Below are 15,210 nucleotides of genomic sequence, written 5' to 3'. Positions count from 1 at the left end.
ACTGCGAACCCACGCGCGTGTTTGATTCAACAAAGCGATAGGGAACAAGAACAAGAGAGCTGGAGCGGAACATGAAAAATCGACGAGACGTAAAGCATCGATTCCTCGGCCTCGCGGCCATCGTTGTTGCTTCCACCGCCTGGCTGCCCTCGGTGCAGGGAAAAGAGCCAGCTGCAAAGGGCGTTGCGGAAAAAAGCCCCCGAGAATCCGAGGCCGCCGCACTCGTCGAGAAGGCGCTAACGGCCGAAGCCGCCGGCGATACCGACGCGCGTGCAAACTACCTGCAACAGGCTCTGGCGGCTGACCCGGAATACGCGCCGGCCCATTGGCAATTGGGCGAAATCAAGGTTGAAAACCAATGGCTGTCGGCGGACAGCACGGCCGCGACCAGCGCCTGGTCGTCGAAAATCAACGAATATCGCCAGCTTCGCGCACGCACGGGCCGCACGGTCGACGGACAGTTGGTCCTGGCTCGCTGGTGCGAAAACGCCGGGCTCGACGACCAGGCAAAGATGCACTTGCAGATGGCGCTCTACTCGCGTCCGACGCACGCCCAGCAAAAAGAAATCACCGAGAAGCTGGGCCTCGTGCGCTTTCAAAAGCAGCTAATGCCGGCGGCCAAGGCCGACATGATTAAGAAGCACGATAAAGAGCTGGAAGCCGTGACGAAGAAGTGGAGGCCCATCGTCACGCGCTGGCGCAACGATTTGGACAGTCGTGATACCGGGCGGCAGGCCGAGGCGGCCCGACAATTGAAAGAGATCAAAGACATCGCCGTCATCCCGGTGCTGGAAACCGTGTTCGGCAAGGCCGGCCCAACCGCCGGCAAAGCCGTGACCTCGACCATTGATGCGATGCCACAACCGAAGGCGTCCGAATCGCTCGTGCGGTTCGCTGTCCTGGCCGAGAATGAGCAAGTGCGCAAAGCGGCGGCCCAGGCGCTGAAGACTCGCGACATGTTCAGTTTTGTCCCGATGCTGCTCTCGGGCTTGAGCAATCCGATCGAGATCAGCTTCCAGACCTTCGCGGGCGAAGGGGGCATTTTCGGCGATCGTTTGACACTTTATCGCGAGGGCCAGAACGCCAACATGGCGTACACCTCGGGCCTGACCGCGATGCCAAATTTCATGTTTCAGCCGGGCGCGGTCGTGATCCCTCAGACCGCAGTGGCCGAAGCGCGCGTTGCCAACCAGACAGCGACTGACGTCGCGACCGCGCAGGCGGCGATGGCCGAGAACGCCCGCACCGAGTTCACGAATGAACGGATTTGTGCCACGCTGCGGATCGCCACCGACGCGGACATTCTGAACGATGACGCCAAAGACTGGTGGGCTTGGTGGAACGAATACAACGACACGCATTACTCCGGCGACCGGGAAACCTACGCGATCAATCGCTCGGCCTACACCTATTACTCGGCCGAAATCTACCGTCCCGTTCAACCTGCGGTAACACAACTAACGGGATCAACTGCACAAACATATCAGCCAAAGCAACAAACTCCGCCTACACAGCCAACCTTGCCGGCGGCGTCGGCAAATCGGCAATACTTGGGTCTCGACACCAGATTCCATTTTGACAGTGGGAAAATCGCCTGCTTCGTTCCCGGTACCATCGTGTGGACCGCGACGGGCAAGATGCCGATCGAGGAGGTACACGTGGGCGACCTGGTTCTGGCGCAAGACGTGGAGTCGGGCGAGCTTGGTTATAAGCCCGTCGCCAAAGTCACGAAGGGCCCCGTGCTTCCGCTCGTTGAAATGCACGCCGGTGAAGAGACGATCCGCTGCACACTCGGCCACTTGTTCTGGGTCTCAGGCACGGGCTGGCGGATGGCCAAGGAATTGAAAGTCGGCGACCGCCTGCACACCACCAAGGGGACGCTCGCGATCGACAGCGTCGTAAAGACGGGCGAAGCGTCGTGCCACAACCTGGTCGTGCCCGACTTCAACACCTACTTCGTCACCGACCAGCAGATCCTGGTCCACGACATCGACGTCCGCGGACCGACGACAGTCACGGTGCCAGGACTGGCCAGTCCTTGATTGTGACCCGACAGCAAGAGAGCGACCTTCGTCGAAGCAGAGCCAGAATCGGAGCAGGGGAACCCGGCAGGCCACGGGAAATTGGCCGAGGGACAGACAATGAGAAGGCAAGTAGCGACACTCTTTATCGTCGCGTGGATTATCTGTGCAGCGTCCTCGTCGAGCTTCGTCTTTGCCGCCGACGCAACCAAGAAAACCAGTGCCGGCAAGCAAGCATCGCCTGCGGGTCAGAAATCCGACGACGCGGCGGCACTCGTGAAACAGGCACTTCTTGCCGAGGCGGCGGGGGATGACGCGGCGCGCTCCGACTATTTGCGCCAGGCACTGGCTACCGACCCGGACTACGCCCCCGCGCATTGGCAACTCGGCGAAGTACGGGTGAACGATCGCTGGCTCAACAGCGAGGATGCGGCCCATGAAAACGAATGGTCGGGCCGATTCGTCAAATATCGCGAACTGCGCGATCAGGCACCTGCCACGGTCGACGGTCAGTTGCAGCTAGCTCGTTGGTGCAAGGAGCAAGGGCTCGCGGATCAAGAAAAACTGCACCTACAAAATGCTTTGCAATTGCAGCCCACGAAGGCAAAGCGCGCTGAAGTCGTGAACAAGCTCGGGCTGGTCCGCTATCGGCATCAGCTCATGCCGGCAGCCACGGCCGAAGCTCTGAAAAAGCAAGCCAAGGAAACCGAGTCGGCGCTCGAAAAGTGGAAGCCCGTTTTGACGCGCTTGCGCGGCGATCTGGAAAGCCGTGATACCGGGCGGCAAAAGACGGCTGCCCAACAGTTGAAAGAAACCCGCGACGTCGCGGCGATTCCGGCATTGGAAATTGTTTTCGCCAAGGCCACTCCGGCCGCCGGATGTGCCGCGATCTCGGCGCTGGCCGAAATGCCGCAGCAAGCGGCCACCGATTCGCTGGTGCGATTTGCCATTTTTGCGAAACATGAGGACGTTCGCTCAGCTGCCGGCAAGGCCCTGGCGGCGCGCGACATATTCTCGTACGCGCCGCAGCTGCTCTCGGCAATGCAAACGCTAATCGAAGTCAACTTCCAAATAGGAATGACCGAGGGGGGCGCCTTCCAAGAGCGGCTTAAGCTCTTTCAGGAAGGAGCGCTGTGGAATCGTTCTTATGCTTCCACGGCGGAGACGCTTCCACGAGTTCCTCTCATGCCCAATTACCAGCAGGGACGATCGCTCCCAGGGTCACCGGGATCAACAGCTACGGTTGTCGTGCCGGACGCAACGCCAAGTATCAATGCGACGCTACGACAGGCTGAAGTCGATGCGAATCTGGCTCAGGCGGCGCTCAATGCAAATGCACAACAGCAAGCGCTCAACGCGCGCATCGCGGCGGCCCTTCGATTTGCCACGGGTAATCCCGATTTCGATGACGATCCTAAAGGATGGTGGGATTGGTGGACGGCGTACAACGAAAGCCATTACGGGCCAAAAGAAACATACGAGCAAGTTCGCTACAGCTTTACGCAACCCGCGATGGCCTACAGCGTGACTACGCCGCTCGCTCCTCCGGCTCCACGGAGTTCCTGTGACGGCTGTTTCGTCCCCGGCACGCTCGTTTGGACCGTCACGGGAACCGTGCCGATCGAGAAAGTCCGAATCGGCGATTGGGTACTTGCCCAGGACGTCGACTCGGGCGAGCTAACCTATAAGCCGGTCCAGGCCATAACGCACGGCACACCGCTACCGCTGGTTGAGACGCACGTCGGCCAGCAGACCATCCGCTCGACGCTCGGACATCTATTCTGGGTTTCCGGCACGGGCTGGCGCATGGCCAAGGAGTTGAAAGTCGGCGACCGTTTGCACACGACCAAAGGCACGCTCATGATCGATAGCGTCGAAAGGACGGGCGAGGCTGCGTGCCACAACCTGATCATTCCGGACTTCAACACTTACTTCATTACCGACGAGTTGATCCTGGTCCACGACATTGATATTCGCGCGGCAACGACGGTCACAGTGCCGGGCTTGGTCGAAAAATAGGGGTGTCTGAAGTGTTGCGGTCGGATTAAGCCGTTGCCGGACGATGGCGCCAAGAGAATTGTGCGCCGGGAACACGCTCGATAACGTTTTTTCCGAGCGCCCGCGACGGCGTGGAAAAACCTGTCGGCAGTGTGCCGGCTAGTGCTGCCTCGACGAACATGAGCGAGGTCACGACCGTCAACGGATAGCCCCCCAGGGTAACGAGGGTCGCCTCGGCGTATTGGCCGGCCGTATCTTCGACACGCCCCCAGAATGACGAGCGAGTCTTCACCAGCTCTTGGGCATTGGGGCCCGGCACGGTGCGCTCGATACGTCGACGCGCCATGCGCTGGATCGGTGGAAGCGCCGCCAGTGGCAGCAACCAGCGCGTCCATTGCAACTGCCGTATCTGACCGGGGGGCATGGCCACGTAGACTTCGATATTCTTGATGCCGGTCGAATGATAAGCACTCGCCACGTCCCCCCAGGGAATCGTGGCTGTCATCAGCCGGCGCCCGGGGAAGTCGACTTCGCGTGTTTTCCAGGCCGTCGGAACGCGCACGATTTGACCGTTCACACGCACGCGCCCCCCGTGCGGCAGGCTTTCGAGCGATGTCTTGGCCGTGCCGGGGCTAAGGCTGCCCGTCGATTCGAACGCCAGCAACAATCTTTCGGCTGTCGGTAACGCCGCGGCCAGTTGCGCCGCCAGGCAATCGCTCGGTACAACGTCGAAACCGACTGCCGGAATTACGGCCACCTCAGCCCGCTGCGCCGCATCGTGACGGCTGGCCGCTAATTCGATAACGTCGATCTCACCGGTGATATCCAGATAAGACGTACGCGCTTTCAGGCAGGCGTCGATCATCGGCCGGGCCGTGGCTGAAAACGGTCCTGCACAGTGCAGCACGACACGCATGCTGGAAAGCTGCTCAGCGGCCGCACCATCGAGCGAGAACACACGATGCGGGCAGCCCAGCTTCGTGGCCAGCGGCACGATTGCGTCGGCCGAACGGCCAGCCAGCACGGGCCGCATCCCGCGGCGCGCCGCTTCTTCGGCGATCAAGCGCCCCGTATAACCGTTGGCGCCATAGATCATCCACTCCGCGGCGCTCATCGGACGCTTCGCGCTACGGCCACGATACGTCGTCGTCCGCAAGCAAGTAGGCCTAGGACCGCCATTACAGCCAACACAGCGCTCGCCGGCTCGGGCGTCGGCAGAATCACGAACGGTTGCACGTTGAAGTACGTCGGGTCCGTGTTCGGCGGGTTCGTGATCGGCGTGAAGCCAGCATTTCGCACGATCTGCTGATCGCTGATGATCGGCAACGATTGATGGAAGTATTGGTTGTAGGCCGTGTCGACCATGTTCGCCAGCAAGCCCTGCAGGAACACAGCGGGATGAAAATCGTCGGGTGCAAAGGCTGTGGTGAAGGTGTGCCCACCCAACGTCAAGGGAATCAACGGTGTGATTTGCTGACTGGCCGAGTACAAGTCGACCACCGGCACGCCGTGTGACAAGGCATAGGCATCGGCCTGCGCATTGGCTTGACCAATCGCCAGGCTCACTAAATGCAACTGTGCCAGCGTGATGCCATTTTCCGCGGCCACTTCCTGCACGGCGGGCGTAACGGTCACATCCGGCATATTGCCAAAGACCTGATGCACGTTTGGATTCGCCGCGGCGATCGAATTGATCACGTTCTTGATATTACCGACGTAGTCATTGATGAAGGCCGTGGGATCACCGCCCCCGGCAATATTGAGCGCGGCCGCGACCGCGTCGTTGCCGCCAATGATCAACGTCGAATCGTCGATCGAGCCGTTATGAGCCAGCGTGACGACGGAACTGAGCTGCCCGCTGACGACGGTGTCCGAAGTGGCGCCGCCCACGGCTTTATCGGTGAACGTGATGCCGCCGGCCGTTTTCAACTGAGCGACCCAATTGGGCGATCCGCCCGAGACGCCGCTACCGGCGCTAATGCTGTCTCCGAGGACAGCCATACGGATACTCGCGGCCGAGATGACTTCGACATGGGCCGTGATCAGAAGGCCCAGCACACCAAGCGGCAGCCAAGCGGAAAAGAGTTTCTTGGATCGGTTCCAGATCATTAGCGAGCTTCCCACGATGTGATTCGACAGGTGCAGAACTACGTGGGGCCGCCTTCCCCAGGCAGCGCCAGAATAGCTGCCGCCTGCAACGGCCGCAACGACGGACCGGATTTGGGCTTGCTCGCCCCCCAAGGCAACTAGGAAAGCGTGGCATACGATGGTCGAAGTCTTCGCGGCGCGGTCGCAAACGATCCGTGCGCTACGAGATGATCTGCCGCTTGCGGCTGACGTAGTCCCACACCACGTACCGGTCCAAGTCGCGGCCGGCGGTGAAGAAAACGCGTCCCTTGGTCGACTCGGCCAGCCGATAAGCGAACTGCACGTCTTCGCGCGATTGCGACCAACTGGAAAGCAGGAAGATGTTGATCGTGATGCCGTCGCGCTGACATAACTTGGCTTCCCGCATCGTTGCTTTTTCCGTGCGTTCGTCAGGCGGATAGCAAAGGTAAAGCTGCTCGCCTTCGAAATGCGCCGTCGGCAGCCCGTCGGTGATCAAGATCACCTGCCGATTGGGGGTCGGCTGCAGCGCCAGGAACTTGCGCGACATGGAAAGCGCGTGCTGAATGTTGGTGAAATGCTGCGGGACCTGGGCCTCGGTAATATCGTCGCGGCTCATATCGACGCGATGCCGCACCCAGGGATCGTTGATCGTCACCATTTTCGGCAGTAGCGACGCGATCTCGCTCACGTGCCGCGGTTTGGCGAAGGTGTACATCTCGACGAACTGCAGGAAATCGCCGGGAAACTCGCGGCGGATCAGCCCATCCAAGGCTATCCCCATCCGCTTTACGTTGATGTACAGCCCGCCATAGCGCATCGAACCGCTCATATCCATCAGCACCACCGTGGCGCATTTGGGCGTATTGCGCGTGCGGTGAATTTCGATATCTTCGGAGCGCAAACGGATAGGCAGCGTGGCGCCCGAGCGGATCATGGCGTTGGTGAGCGTGGCCGGAATGTCCATCTGCGCGACCGAATCACCGAACTCGTATGGCTTCGTCTGCTGCAGTTCGACCGCCCCCTCGCCGACGATCGGCCCTTGGTGCCGGCCGGTGCGCGACGGCTCGAGTTCGCTGAAGATTCGCTCCAGCAGCTTGCCCTGAAATAACCGGTAGGCTTTTGGAGTGAGTCGAAAGCCGCGTTTCGTTTTTTCCAGTCCCTGCTGCTCGGCCAGATCGCGCAGATAATCCTGGATTTGCTGGTGCAGCGCGTTCAACTGTTCGATGTCGCCGGGATTCGCGAACTCCGACAGCTCCTCCATATCGATCACACCGATCTGCGCGGTGCGTGCCGCCTCGTCAAGCTGCTTGAGAAGCTCGTCGATCTTCTCCAATTCTTCCTTAATCTCAAGGGCCTGCGGAATCGTCATGCGCGTGTGGCCGGTGAACTCGTACTTGCCGGCCATTTCGTCGATCTGGTACTTGTCCCCCAGCCGTTCGGCCAGTCGCAGTAGATCGTTGGCGAAATCGCTGCGCTCGCCACCGGCCAAATACCACAGTTGTTCAATTTCGCGCAACTGCTCGTCGCGAAACGCCCGCTCGACCGCTTTGCGCAGCTTCTTGGGGGGGCGCATCTCGCGCCCTTCGCTCTGATAGCGATCGGCGGCGTCCTTCTGCACCCGCTTCGTTTCATACGTGGAAAGGATCTTTTCCTTCCGCGCCAGCAGCATTTCACGGATGGCATCCAGGCTGGGCCCCAGTCCGGCAATCATGCTGGGGTCTAGATGGACGGCCCGGGCCAGTTCGTCATCTGTAAGTTCGCGCATGCTGCCGTACATCAGCATGTGCTCGAACGCGGACGACACCATGTCCGGCGGCGGCTGCGTAGGGCTGGGAAAATGCTTCGGATCGAACTTCTGATAAGTGTGGATCACTCCGCCCAGCGGTTTCTTGGCAGCCATTCGCGTTAACTCTTGCACGGGCTAGAGGGATGAATCCACAACCGTAGCGTGCTCCGTAGGCCACTGTTTCAGCGGCGCATGCGGAGCGTACCTTGGCGAATTGTTGCCCGCCGACCCTCGTCCGGCAAGCTGCGCCTCTAGCGATCGTCGTCCCTCGACCGAGCCAAATGACTAAGCCCCCTAGCGGACGGCCACTCTCGTCGGCGGCTTATCGGCCGAGCCTTTAGCGCGGGCCGGCTTTCCTTCGAGAAACAGCGTGCAGCCACCGTTGCCCGAGATGCGCAAACGAAATTCCTGCAAGCTCTCCTCGATGCAGACGCCCACCGAGTGACCACTGGCCTTGGCGCTGGGCTCGATTTGCCACCATTTGCAGTCTTTGCACAATCCCCATTGGCTGTCATCAGAATGGCTGTGGTGCGACATGGCAGTTGATCTCCACTGTTTGCCTGGAACCCCGGCGCTCTAAAGCGCGCGAACGACGGACGTTCTACAGTTGCACGCGGCGTGCCAAATTGCAGGGAGCAGTCAGTCCAGCAGGCGCGAGACCTTGGCTTTCCAACCGCCAGGATTAAAGCGACTCAAGCGCATCCCACAGCCAGGGTTGCGTCCAGGGATTCCAGGTCGGGTAGGCGACCGACATGACGGAAATCGCCAAGAGCACAGCCGCCACGATCTGCGACCACCGATTCCGACTGGCCCAATCGGCGGCAGGCTGCATCGCGACGAGCCACAGCGGGGCCATCCAGAAGGCCCAGCGAAAGCCGCTGGTCATACCACCGTAATTTCGGTCATCGAGCGGCCGCAAAATATAAAAGGCCATGCACACGATGGACACCGCCGCGATTGCCAAACCCCACTCGCGCCACCGCGGGTCACGGCTGGCACATAACATCACCAATCCGACGACGCTCAGCAGCCAAATCGGCGAGAGAGAAAAGACGCCGTGATGGCCCACGAGCACGTGCAGGGCATATCGTTTGACGGATTCTTCGCCCTGGTCGATCGGGCTGCGGCCCGCGCGGTTGGCCCAGTAGCTTTCGCGGACCTTGCCGTCCTTTACATACTTGAAGTCGTACCAGTTGTCGCCGCTTTCGCGATGGGCATAGGGAATGGCCCAGGTGTGATGCGCCAGGTAATTCGTCCCGAACGCCGCCGCCGCGACCAGGACGGCCGCCGGCAGGAAACCGAGCAGCGTTTGCCGTGGCGCGTGCCAGCCGACCAGGGCAACAGTGACACCTAACAGCGAAAGCGCCGGCAACTCGTTCGTGGCCGTGAATGCGGCCAAGAAACCTGCCAGCGCGAAATACCAAAGCCGTCGCTCGCCATCGACCGTGATCCGTATCGCCAGGTAAACCGTGGCCAGCGCCGTCACCGCGGCAGGCAAATGATTGTTGATCACCACGGCGAATGTCGACAGGAACGTGCCGAATGTGGCGCAGGCCATCGTGAAGATGCGTCCCCAATCGGTCGTCCCCAATCGATCGGCCAGTCGCCCCCACAGCACGAAGTAGATTATCAAAGGGATCAGGTTGATCGTCACCAGCATGAAGCGCCCGATGGCGAACGGATTCGTGGCCAGCGTCTTGCCCGTCAGCTTGGCGATCAACCAATACTCGCCCGCCATCAGCGTGGGAAACAGCGGTGGTTTGCTGGAATAAAGATGCCCCTCGCCGGCCTCGGGCGCGGCATGCCCCTGATCGCCATGCTTCACCATGTCGATCGTATCCCAGTTGGGCTGCGACACGACGTCGTCGATTGCATAGGTGCCGTATTCGACCAAGGCGCGAACCGTGGCCCAGCGGCTGCGATCATTCGCGCTCAGAAAGGGACGTTGCATTCGCCCTTCTCGCTTCAGGTGCTTCTCGAGCCGGACGTAGTCGACCGAGTTCACGGCCAGCATTCGTCCCAGAATGCCCCCGGAAGCGATTACGATCAGCAGCCAGTACACGCCCCAGCGCAGCCGAGCCGCGCCGTCATCAGGCTGAGCGTTCATGCAGGTTCTTTCCAGCAGGACGCTCGGGCGCGGGCGTTTCTTCGGCCACGGAATACGTGTCGGCATCGCGGCCATGATAGGCCGTGATCAACTCGGCCAGAAAACCGATGGACATCAACTGACCTCCCAGCAGCAGGGCGCCGAGCGAATACAGCATCGCCGGCCGCTGATGCAGCGGCAGCAATCCCCAGTCGGGATAGATACGCGCCGCGAGCCAATAAATGCTCAGGTAACTCAGTCCCAAACCGCCGAGCAGGAAGCAGACCAGTCCCAACGTGCCGAGCAAATGCTGCGGACGCTGGCCGAAGCCGGTCAGAAACTTCACGGTCAGCAGATCGAGGAAGCCTTTGACGATCCGATGCATGCCGTATTTGGATTTTCCGAATCGCCGCGGCCGATGATGGACCACCAATTCGCTGACTTTAAAGCCGCGCGCGAAGGCCAGGACCGGCACGAAGCGGTGCAGTTCGCCGTACAACCGAACTTCGTCGAAGATCTCTCGTCGGTACGACTTCATTCCGCAATTGTGGTCGTGCAAATGGACGCCGGTCATCGAGCTGACCATCCAGTTGAACACGCGCGAGGGAAGCACTTTGTGCCAGGGATCGTGACGCACCTGCTTCCAACCACTGACCACATCGAACCCGACGTCCATGTGGTTCAAGAAGTGAGGAATCTCGCGCGGATCGTCCTGCAGGTCGGCATCCATCGTTACAATCCGTTCGCCGCGTGCCGCGCGAAAACCGGCACTCAGCGCCGCGGCCTTGCCGAAGTTGCGCCGAAAGCGAATACCGTGTACGCGCGGATCGGCGCCGGCCAGGCGTGTAATCACTTCCCAAGAGCCGTCCGACGAACCGTCGTCGACGAAGATGATCTCGACGTCCAGCTTTTCGGCCGCGGCCACTTCGCTGATTTCGCGGTGCAGCGTCGCCAGGCTGTCGACCTCGTTGAATACCGGAATGACGGCCGACAACATGCTGAAAAGCTCGGTTCGTGTTTCAGGCGGGACCGGACCAGTGGCGGCGGCGAGTCGCTGATGAACAATTCGCGCCGGCGGGCGAGGTTTGGCAGGCATGCCGCGATGGCCTAGGGGGCCTCGGGCGTGGCGTCCGGCGGTCTCCTGCCTACAGGATATAGGATAATCGAAATCCCTACTTCCGACAGTAGCCAAACCAGGCGTGCCACGAGCGCACAGACCAGGGCCGGGCCTTTTCCCACGGCCGGGGCCAGTAATTCCAGCAGCACCGCGTCACGCACCACCAGCCCACCGGGGATGAGGGAGACAAACCCTGCTACGACCGACATGGCACCGGCCGCGATCGATAGCGCGATCTCGCGCGGATTCGCATGCGACGCTTCGCCGTCGATGGCGCACAGCGTCGCCCAAATACTAAGCCCGATCAGGCACCAGCCGACCGCGAGTTCCAACCACGCGCGGGCGATGCCGCGCAGTTTCAATTGGTCGAGCCGGTCGATCGCCGCTGGCGCCGCGCGTTCGATTCCAGCCAGACGAGCTAGGCGTTTGAAGACCCACGGAATGGTAGGCGCACCAGCGGCTAGCATCATGCCGGCCGAGAGCACTACCAGTTCCCACCGGTCGTGCATCATCACCAGCAGGATCGCCCCCGCAACGAAGGCCCCCACGGCCATCGTGGTCAAGGTCTCGTAGAAGATCGTGGCGGTCGAAACCGCGATCCCCACGCCGTCGCGACGCAACAGCGCCGTGCGCAGCACGACCACGGTCGCCTTGCCAGGGACATACTTTCCTAGACTACCGATATACCACGCGCGAACCGCTCTCCCGCGCGCTGCCGGCTGACCAAATAGCTCCAACAGGCGATGCCAGAAAAGTGACGAGGGGAGTAACCCGGCCAGGTACGCCACGCTCGACAGGATCAACCAACCGGGACGCAGCGTGGCGGCACTCCACTCGTGTTGGTCGAGGTCCGCAAGCGCCGCGCGGATCGTGCGCTGCATCCCCCACAACACGGCAGCGACAATCGCGACCTTGAGAGCGGCGACGGCGTATTTCTTGGCGCGGCCGCGGCCGGTCGTCATCGGCACTCCCAAGTTATTATCGCTGCAAGGTTTTTCATGATGTGAACGATAATTGCCTCATCTTCTGTGGCTGGCCTCTTCGAGGCCGGAACCGCTCTGTGCCGCTGCGGGGTCACCGACCCCGGCCACAGACACTTTGCCCTTCTCCTGTACGTTGCGGGCCGTGGCATGTGATCTTTGTGCCGCTTTTGTACAATACGCCTGCTTGATCCGCCAAGATGGCGCAGGGAGGCCGCTTGCATGTCGCGTATTGTCTCGTTCGTGGTGCTGTTGACCATTGCGATCCTGGTCGGCGCGCTATCGTTCATGGTCATGTCGAGCTTTTTGCTCCCCATGTTCCTGGCGCTGGTGCTGGCCGTGATTTTCCGCCCGCTGCACAAATGGTTCATCGCGCGCGCAGCAGGGCATGACCGCATCGCCGCCGGCGTAACCACGTCGGCCATCCTGCTGATCGTGCTGATTCCGACTTTGCTGATCCTCACCCGGGCCGCGGGCGAAGCGGTCGAGATCGCCACCGAAATCAAACCGCAAGTCGTCGGCGACCGGCTCAGCCAGTTGCGGCGCGAGTTTCACCTCGAGATGCCTCCGGAAGACGTGCAGTTGACCCTGCAATCGATCGGCCTCGAAGTGGACGAGATTGCCGACGGCGTGCATTTGCACAGCCGCACGCTCGACGAATTGCACGGCCTGGCCGGCCGGCTTGATCGCGACCTGGACCAGATTCACGCACAACTCGCCCTGGAAAATCCGGAAGCCGAGGACGAAAGTTTCAATCATGAAGCCCGGCAACATATTGCCGCGTCGTGGCAGAGATTTGACGAACAGGTAGTGCGTCTCACCGAGGGATCGCCGGATTTGCCGGCGTTCACGGCTGCGCTTCCCGATCTCGAAGCAGCCTACACCACGTTTCGCGAATCGCTATTGGGGTCGCCGACGATTGCGTGGCTGCGCCGCCAGATGAATCCCAGCGATGAACAGATTCGTAGCTTTTTGGAATCGTTGCAGCGCTGGGCTATGCCGTTTTTGTTCGGCACCGGTCAGGCTGTGGGGGGATTTCTGGGGAGTGTCGTCGTGGGGCTGGGGGTGATGATTCTCTCGCTCTATTACTTCCTGGCTGACGGTCCGTCGATGATTCGGGCATTGATGCATCTCTCCCCTTTGGATGATCGTTACGAAGAAGAATTGCTCAACGAGTTTTCCACGATCAGCCGCGCCGTAGTGCTGGCCACACTTCTATCGGCTTTCGCACAAGGATTATTGGCGAGCATCGGCTATTTCTTCGCCGGCTTCGAGAGCGTGTTCCTGCTGACCGTCGTTACGATGCTGCTGGCGATGATTCCGTTCGTCGGCGCGGCGGCCGTGTGGGGCGCGTGCAGTCTGTGGATGCTGTTTTACGAGCAGCGCGCTATGCCGGCCTTGGCCCTAGCACTTTACGGGGCGCTCGTCGTTTCGATGATCGATAACCTGATCAAACCGATGGTGTTGCACGGGCAATCGAAGTTGCATCCGCTCCTGGCGCTCTTGAGCATCCTGGGAGGGATGAAAGCGCTGGGGCCAATCGGTATTTTTGTCGGTCCGATGGGCATGGCGTTCTTGCAGGCGCTATTGCACATGCTGCATGCGGAATTGATAGCGCTCGGCGAGCCTGCGCAGGCACAGATTGCCAGGCCGGCCCTACCGGCAGAATAAGCAATCGCCACGGTGAACCGCGGCCCGCTGACGGATGCCAACTGTCCGCAAGCACTGGGGCGCCAAATCCGGCCGCATTGCCCCGTGGGCGGGCCCGGTTATTCACTCCGCTGCTAGTCGGCAGAATCGTCCCACGGTAGTCTTAGAGGTTCAGAGTTGTTCACAATCGGACCAGGCGACGCGACGTGGGTAGCTCACTCGATCGCCTGAATCAAATCAACGCGCGTCGATCGCACCGCGGCGATCGAAAACCTGTGACCAGTTAGATGCGAGGAATGGGCCGATGAATGGCATTTTGGCACTCGTGGCCGCGAGCGTTGTCGCGATCGACGTCGGTTGGCAGCCGCTCCCCGACGGAGGCTTCGAATACATCATTCAGCTCGAACCGCAAACGCTCGAGAGCTTGAAAGATGGGCAGGATCTGTCGAGCCAGCTTCCGCCGTCCCTGCAGGGCATTCGCACCTATCGCATCACGGTTGGGAACGGACCGTTGCCTCATGAGGGCGAGCCCCCGCCCGTTACCGCCAGTACTTCGGCAGTGGCGAAGGTGCCCGCCAATGGGAGCCCGCCGCCGTCACCATTCCAGATACCAATTCCGCCGGGCGAAACCCCTGTGGGTCCGCCGCCGGCGTATACCCCGCCGTCGTACCCTCCACCGGCGTACAATTCTCCGGCAGGCAGTGCGCCGCCAAATGCTGCGCCGCCGAATAATCCTCCGCCGTACACGCCGCCTGGAAATTTTGCGCCAGGCCCGGCGCCGACGGGCGCGAGCCAGCCTGGATTTTCGACTGGCGCTGCGCCGGCTGGCAGCGGGTCGCCTGGGACGTTGCCCAACTTGCCGCCACCTCCGGCCGACAATACCGTACCGCCGATCGATACCGATCCCGAACGCCCGGCGGCAGCCTCGTCCTCGCCCTATGATCCCCCCTCGACAACACGGCCATCACTCGAAACCGATCCGCGGGGCGCAGCTCCCAATGCGCCAACTTACCTTGGCAATCCGCCCCCGACCGGTCAGGAAGCTGCACCGAACTCGTCGAACGTCGATTTCTCCTATCCCGGAGCATCGCCGTCGATACGTAAGCCTCCGAGGGCCGAGCCCCCGGCCGACGTAAGACTAAATGCTCCGCCACCGGCCGAGACGAGGTCATCGACGACCGGCGAGAACGCCGCCGTTGGCACCGGCGCGAGCGCTGCGAATGGTCGTGGCGCGCGCCCCGCCACCGGTAATAGCGACGAGGGCAAAGAGGCCAAGGGGAAAAATGATGAACCGCCGCCGAGCGAGTCCGGCACCAAGGCCGAGCCGAAGCCGTGGCTACCGCTCGTCGGGTCGATGCTCGCGCTGTTTGCATCGCTCGGTGCGAATTTATACTTGGGCATGAACACGTTGTCGCTGCGTAACCAATATCGTTCGCTGCTGACACAACTGCATGCCGGCTGAG

At 61.2% G+C, this 15,210-nt stretch carries 11 protein-coding genes; 4 read left to right on the top strand and 7 right to left on the bottom strand.

Going from position 1 to position 15,210, the window contains the following annotated elements; translation table 11 throughout:
• The first annotated feature begins 71 nt into the window (after positions 1-71).
• Both VGN12_01765 and VGN12_01760 read left to right on the top strand, forming a co-directional pair.
• Complete coding sequence (locus VGN12_01765) at positions 72-2,042, top strand: polymorphic toxin-type HINT domain-containing protein (GenBank protein ID HEY4308151.1); 1,971 nt, start codon at positions 72-74, stop codon at positions 2,040-2,042.
• 99 nt (positions 2,043-2,141) lie between these two features.
• Positions 2,142-4,040, top strand: a complete 1,899-nt coding sequence (locus VGN12_01760; GenBank protein HEY4308150.1) for a polymorphic toxin-type HINT domain-containing protein — start codon at positions 2,142-2,144, stop codon at positions 4,038-4,040.
• A gap of 25 nt (positions 4,041-4,065) precedes the next feature.
• Here the strand turns inward: VGN12_01760 and VGN12_01755 are convergent, their stop codons facing one another.
• From VGN12_01755 to VGN12_01725, 7 genes are all read right to left on the bottom strand, one after another.
• Complete coding sequence (locus tag VGN12_01755) at positions 4,066-5,133, bottom strand: saccharopine dehydrogenase NADP-binding domain-containing protein (GenBank protein HEY4308149.1); 1,068 nt, start codon at positions 5,131-5,133, stop codon at positions 4,066-4,068.
• Positions 5,130-6,128, bottom strand: a complete 999-nt coding sequence (locus VGN12_01750; GenBank protein ID HEY4308148.1) for a GDSL-type esterase/lipase family protein — start codon at positions 6,126-6,128, stop codon at positions 5,130-5,132. Before VGN12_01750 ends, VGN12_01755 begins: the two co-directional genes overlap by 4 nt.
• 199 nt (positions 6,129-6,327) lie before the next feature.
• Positions 6,328-8,028, bottom strand: a complete 1,701-nt coding sequence (locus VGN12_01745; GenBank protein HEY4308147.1) for a hypothetical protein — start codon at positions 8,026-8,028, stop codon at positions 6,328-6,330.
• 180 nt (positions 8,029-8,208) lie between these two features.
• Positions 8,209-8,451 (bottom strand): hypothetical protein, encoded by a 243-nt coding sequence (locus tag VGN12_01740; GenBank protein HEY4308146.1) that lies wholly within the window; start codon positions 8,449-8,451, stop codon positions 8,209-8,211.
• Between the two features lie 145 nt (positions 8,452-8,596).
• The gene (locus VGN12_01735; GenBank protein HEY4308145.1) at positions 8,597-10,021 is read right to left on the bottom strand and encodes a hypothetical protein; all 1,425 of its coding nucleotides are present in this window, start codon (positions 10,019-10,021) and stop codon (positions 8,597-8,599) included.
• Complete coding sequence (locus VGN12_01730) at positions 10,005-10,997, bottom strand: glycosyltransferase family 2 protein (GenBank protein ID HEY4308144.1); 993 nt, start codon at positions 10,995-10,997, stop codon at positions 10,005-10,007. The genes VGN12_01735 and VGN12_01730 overlap by 17 nt, the downstream gene beginning before the upstream one ends.
• A gap of 110 nt (positions 10,998-11,107) precedes the next feature.
• Positions 11,108-12,079, bottom strand: a complete 972-nt coding sequence (locus VGN12_01725) for a lysylphosphatidylglycerol synthase transmembrane domain-containing protein (GenBank protein HEY4308143.1) — start codon at positions 12,077-12,079, stop codon at positions 11,108-11,110.
• A gap of 240 nt (positions 12,080-12,319) precedes the next feature.
• Here VGN12_01725 and VGN12_01720 point away from each other — a divergent pair, with 240 nt between their 5' ends.
• Both VGN12_01720 and VGN12_01715 read left to right on the top strand, forming a co-directional pair.
• The gene (locus VGN12_01720) at positions 12,320-13,768 is read left to right on the top strand and encodes an AI-2E family transporter (GenBank protein ID HEY4308142.1); all 1,449 of its coding nucleotides are present in this window, start codon (positions 12,320-12,322) and stop codon (positions 13,766-13,768) included.
• A gap of 283 nt (positions 13,769-14,051) precedes the next feature.
• Positions 14,052-15,209 (top strand): hypothetical protein, encoded by a 1,158-nt coding sequence (locus tag VGN12_01715; GenBank protein ID HEY4308141.1) that lies wholly within the window; start codon positions 14,052-14,054, stop codon positions 15,207-15,209.
• Position 15,210 lies beyond the last annotated feature (1 nt).

Source organism: Pirellulales bacterium (genome assembly GCA_036499395.1).
Classification (GTDB): domain Bacteria; phylum Planctomycetota; class Planctomycetia; order Pirellulales; family JACPPG01; genus JACPPG01.
This window is presented reverse-complemented; position numbering and strand designations above follow the sequence as displayed.

Coding starts and splice junctions, on each gene's coding strand:
- VGN12_01760 (HEY4308150.1), top strand. CDS start 2,142: ATGAGAAGGCAAGTAGCGACACTCTTTATCGTCGCGTGGATTATCTGT.
- VGN12_01730 (HEY4308144.1), bottom strand. CDS start 10,997: ATGTTGTCGGCCGTCATTCCGGTATTCAACGAGGTCGACAGCCTGGCG.
- VGN12_01735 (HEY4308145.1), bottom strand. CDS start 10,021: ATGAACGCTCAGCCTGATGACGGCGCGGCTCGGCTGCGCTGGGGCGTG.
- VGN12_01750 (HEY4308148.1), bottom strand. CDS start 6,128: ATGATCTGGAACCGATCCAAGAAACTCTTTTCCGCTTGGCTGCCGCTT.
- VGN12_01725 (HEY4308143.1), bottom strand. CDS start 12,079: ATGACGACCGGCCGCGGCCGCGCCAAGAAATACGCCGTCGCCGCTCTC.
- VGN12_01745 (HEY4308147.1), bottom strand. CDS start 8,028: ATGGCTGCCAAGAAACCGCTGGGCGGAGTGATCCACACTTATCAGAAG.
- VGN12_01740 (HEY4308146.1), bottom strand. CDS start 8,451: ATGTCGCACCACAGCCATTCTGATGACAGCCAATGGGGATTGTGCAAA.
- VGN12_01765 (HEY4308151.1), top strand. CDS start 72: ATGAAAAATCGACGAGACGTAAAGCATCGATTCCTCGGCCTCGCGGCC.
- VGN12_01720 (HEY4308142.1), top strand. CDS start 12,320: ATGTCGCGTATTGTCTCGTTCGTGGTGCTGTTGACCATTGCGATCCTG.
- VGN12_01755 (HEY4308149.1), bottom strand. CDS start 5,133: ATGAGCGCCGCGGAGTGGATGATCTATGGCGCCAACGGTTATACGGGG.
- VGN12_01715 (HEY4308141.1), top strand. CDS start 14,052: ATGAATGGCATTTTGGCACTCGTGGCCGCGAGCGTTGTCGCGATCGAC.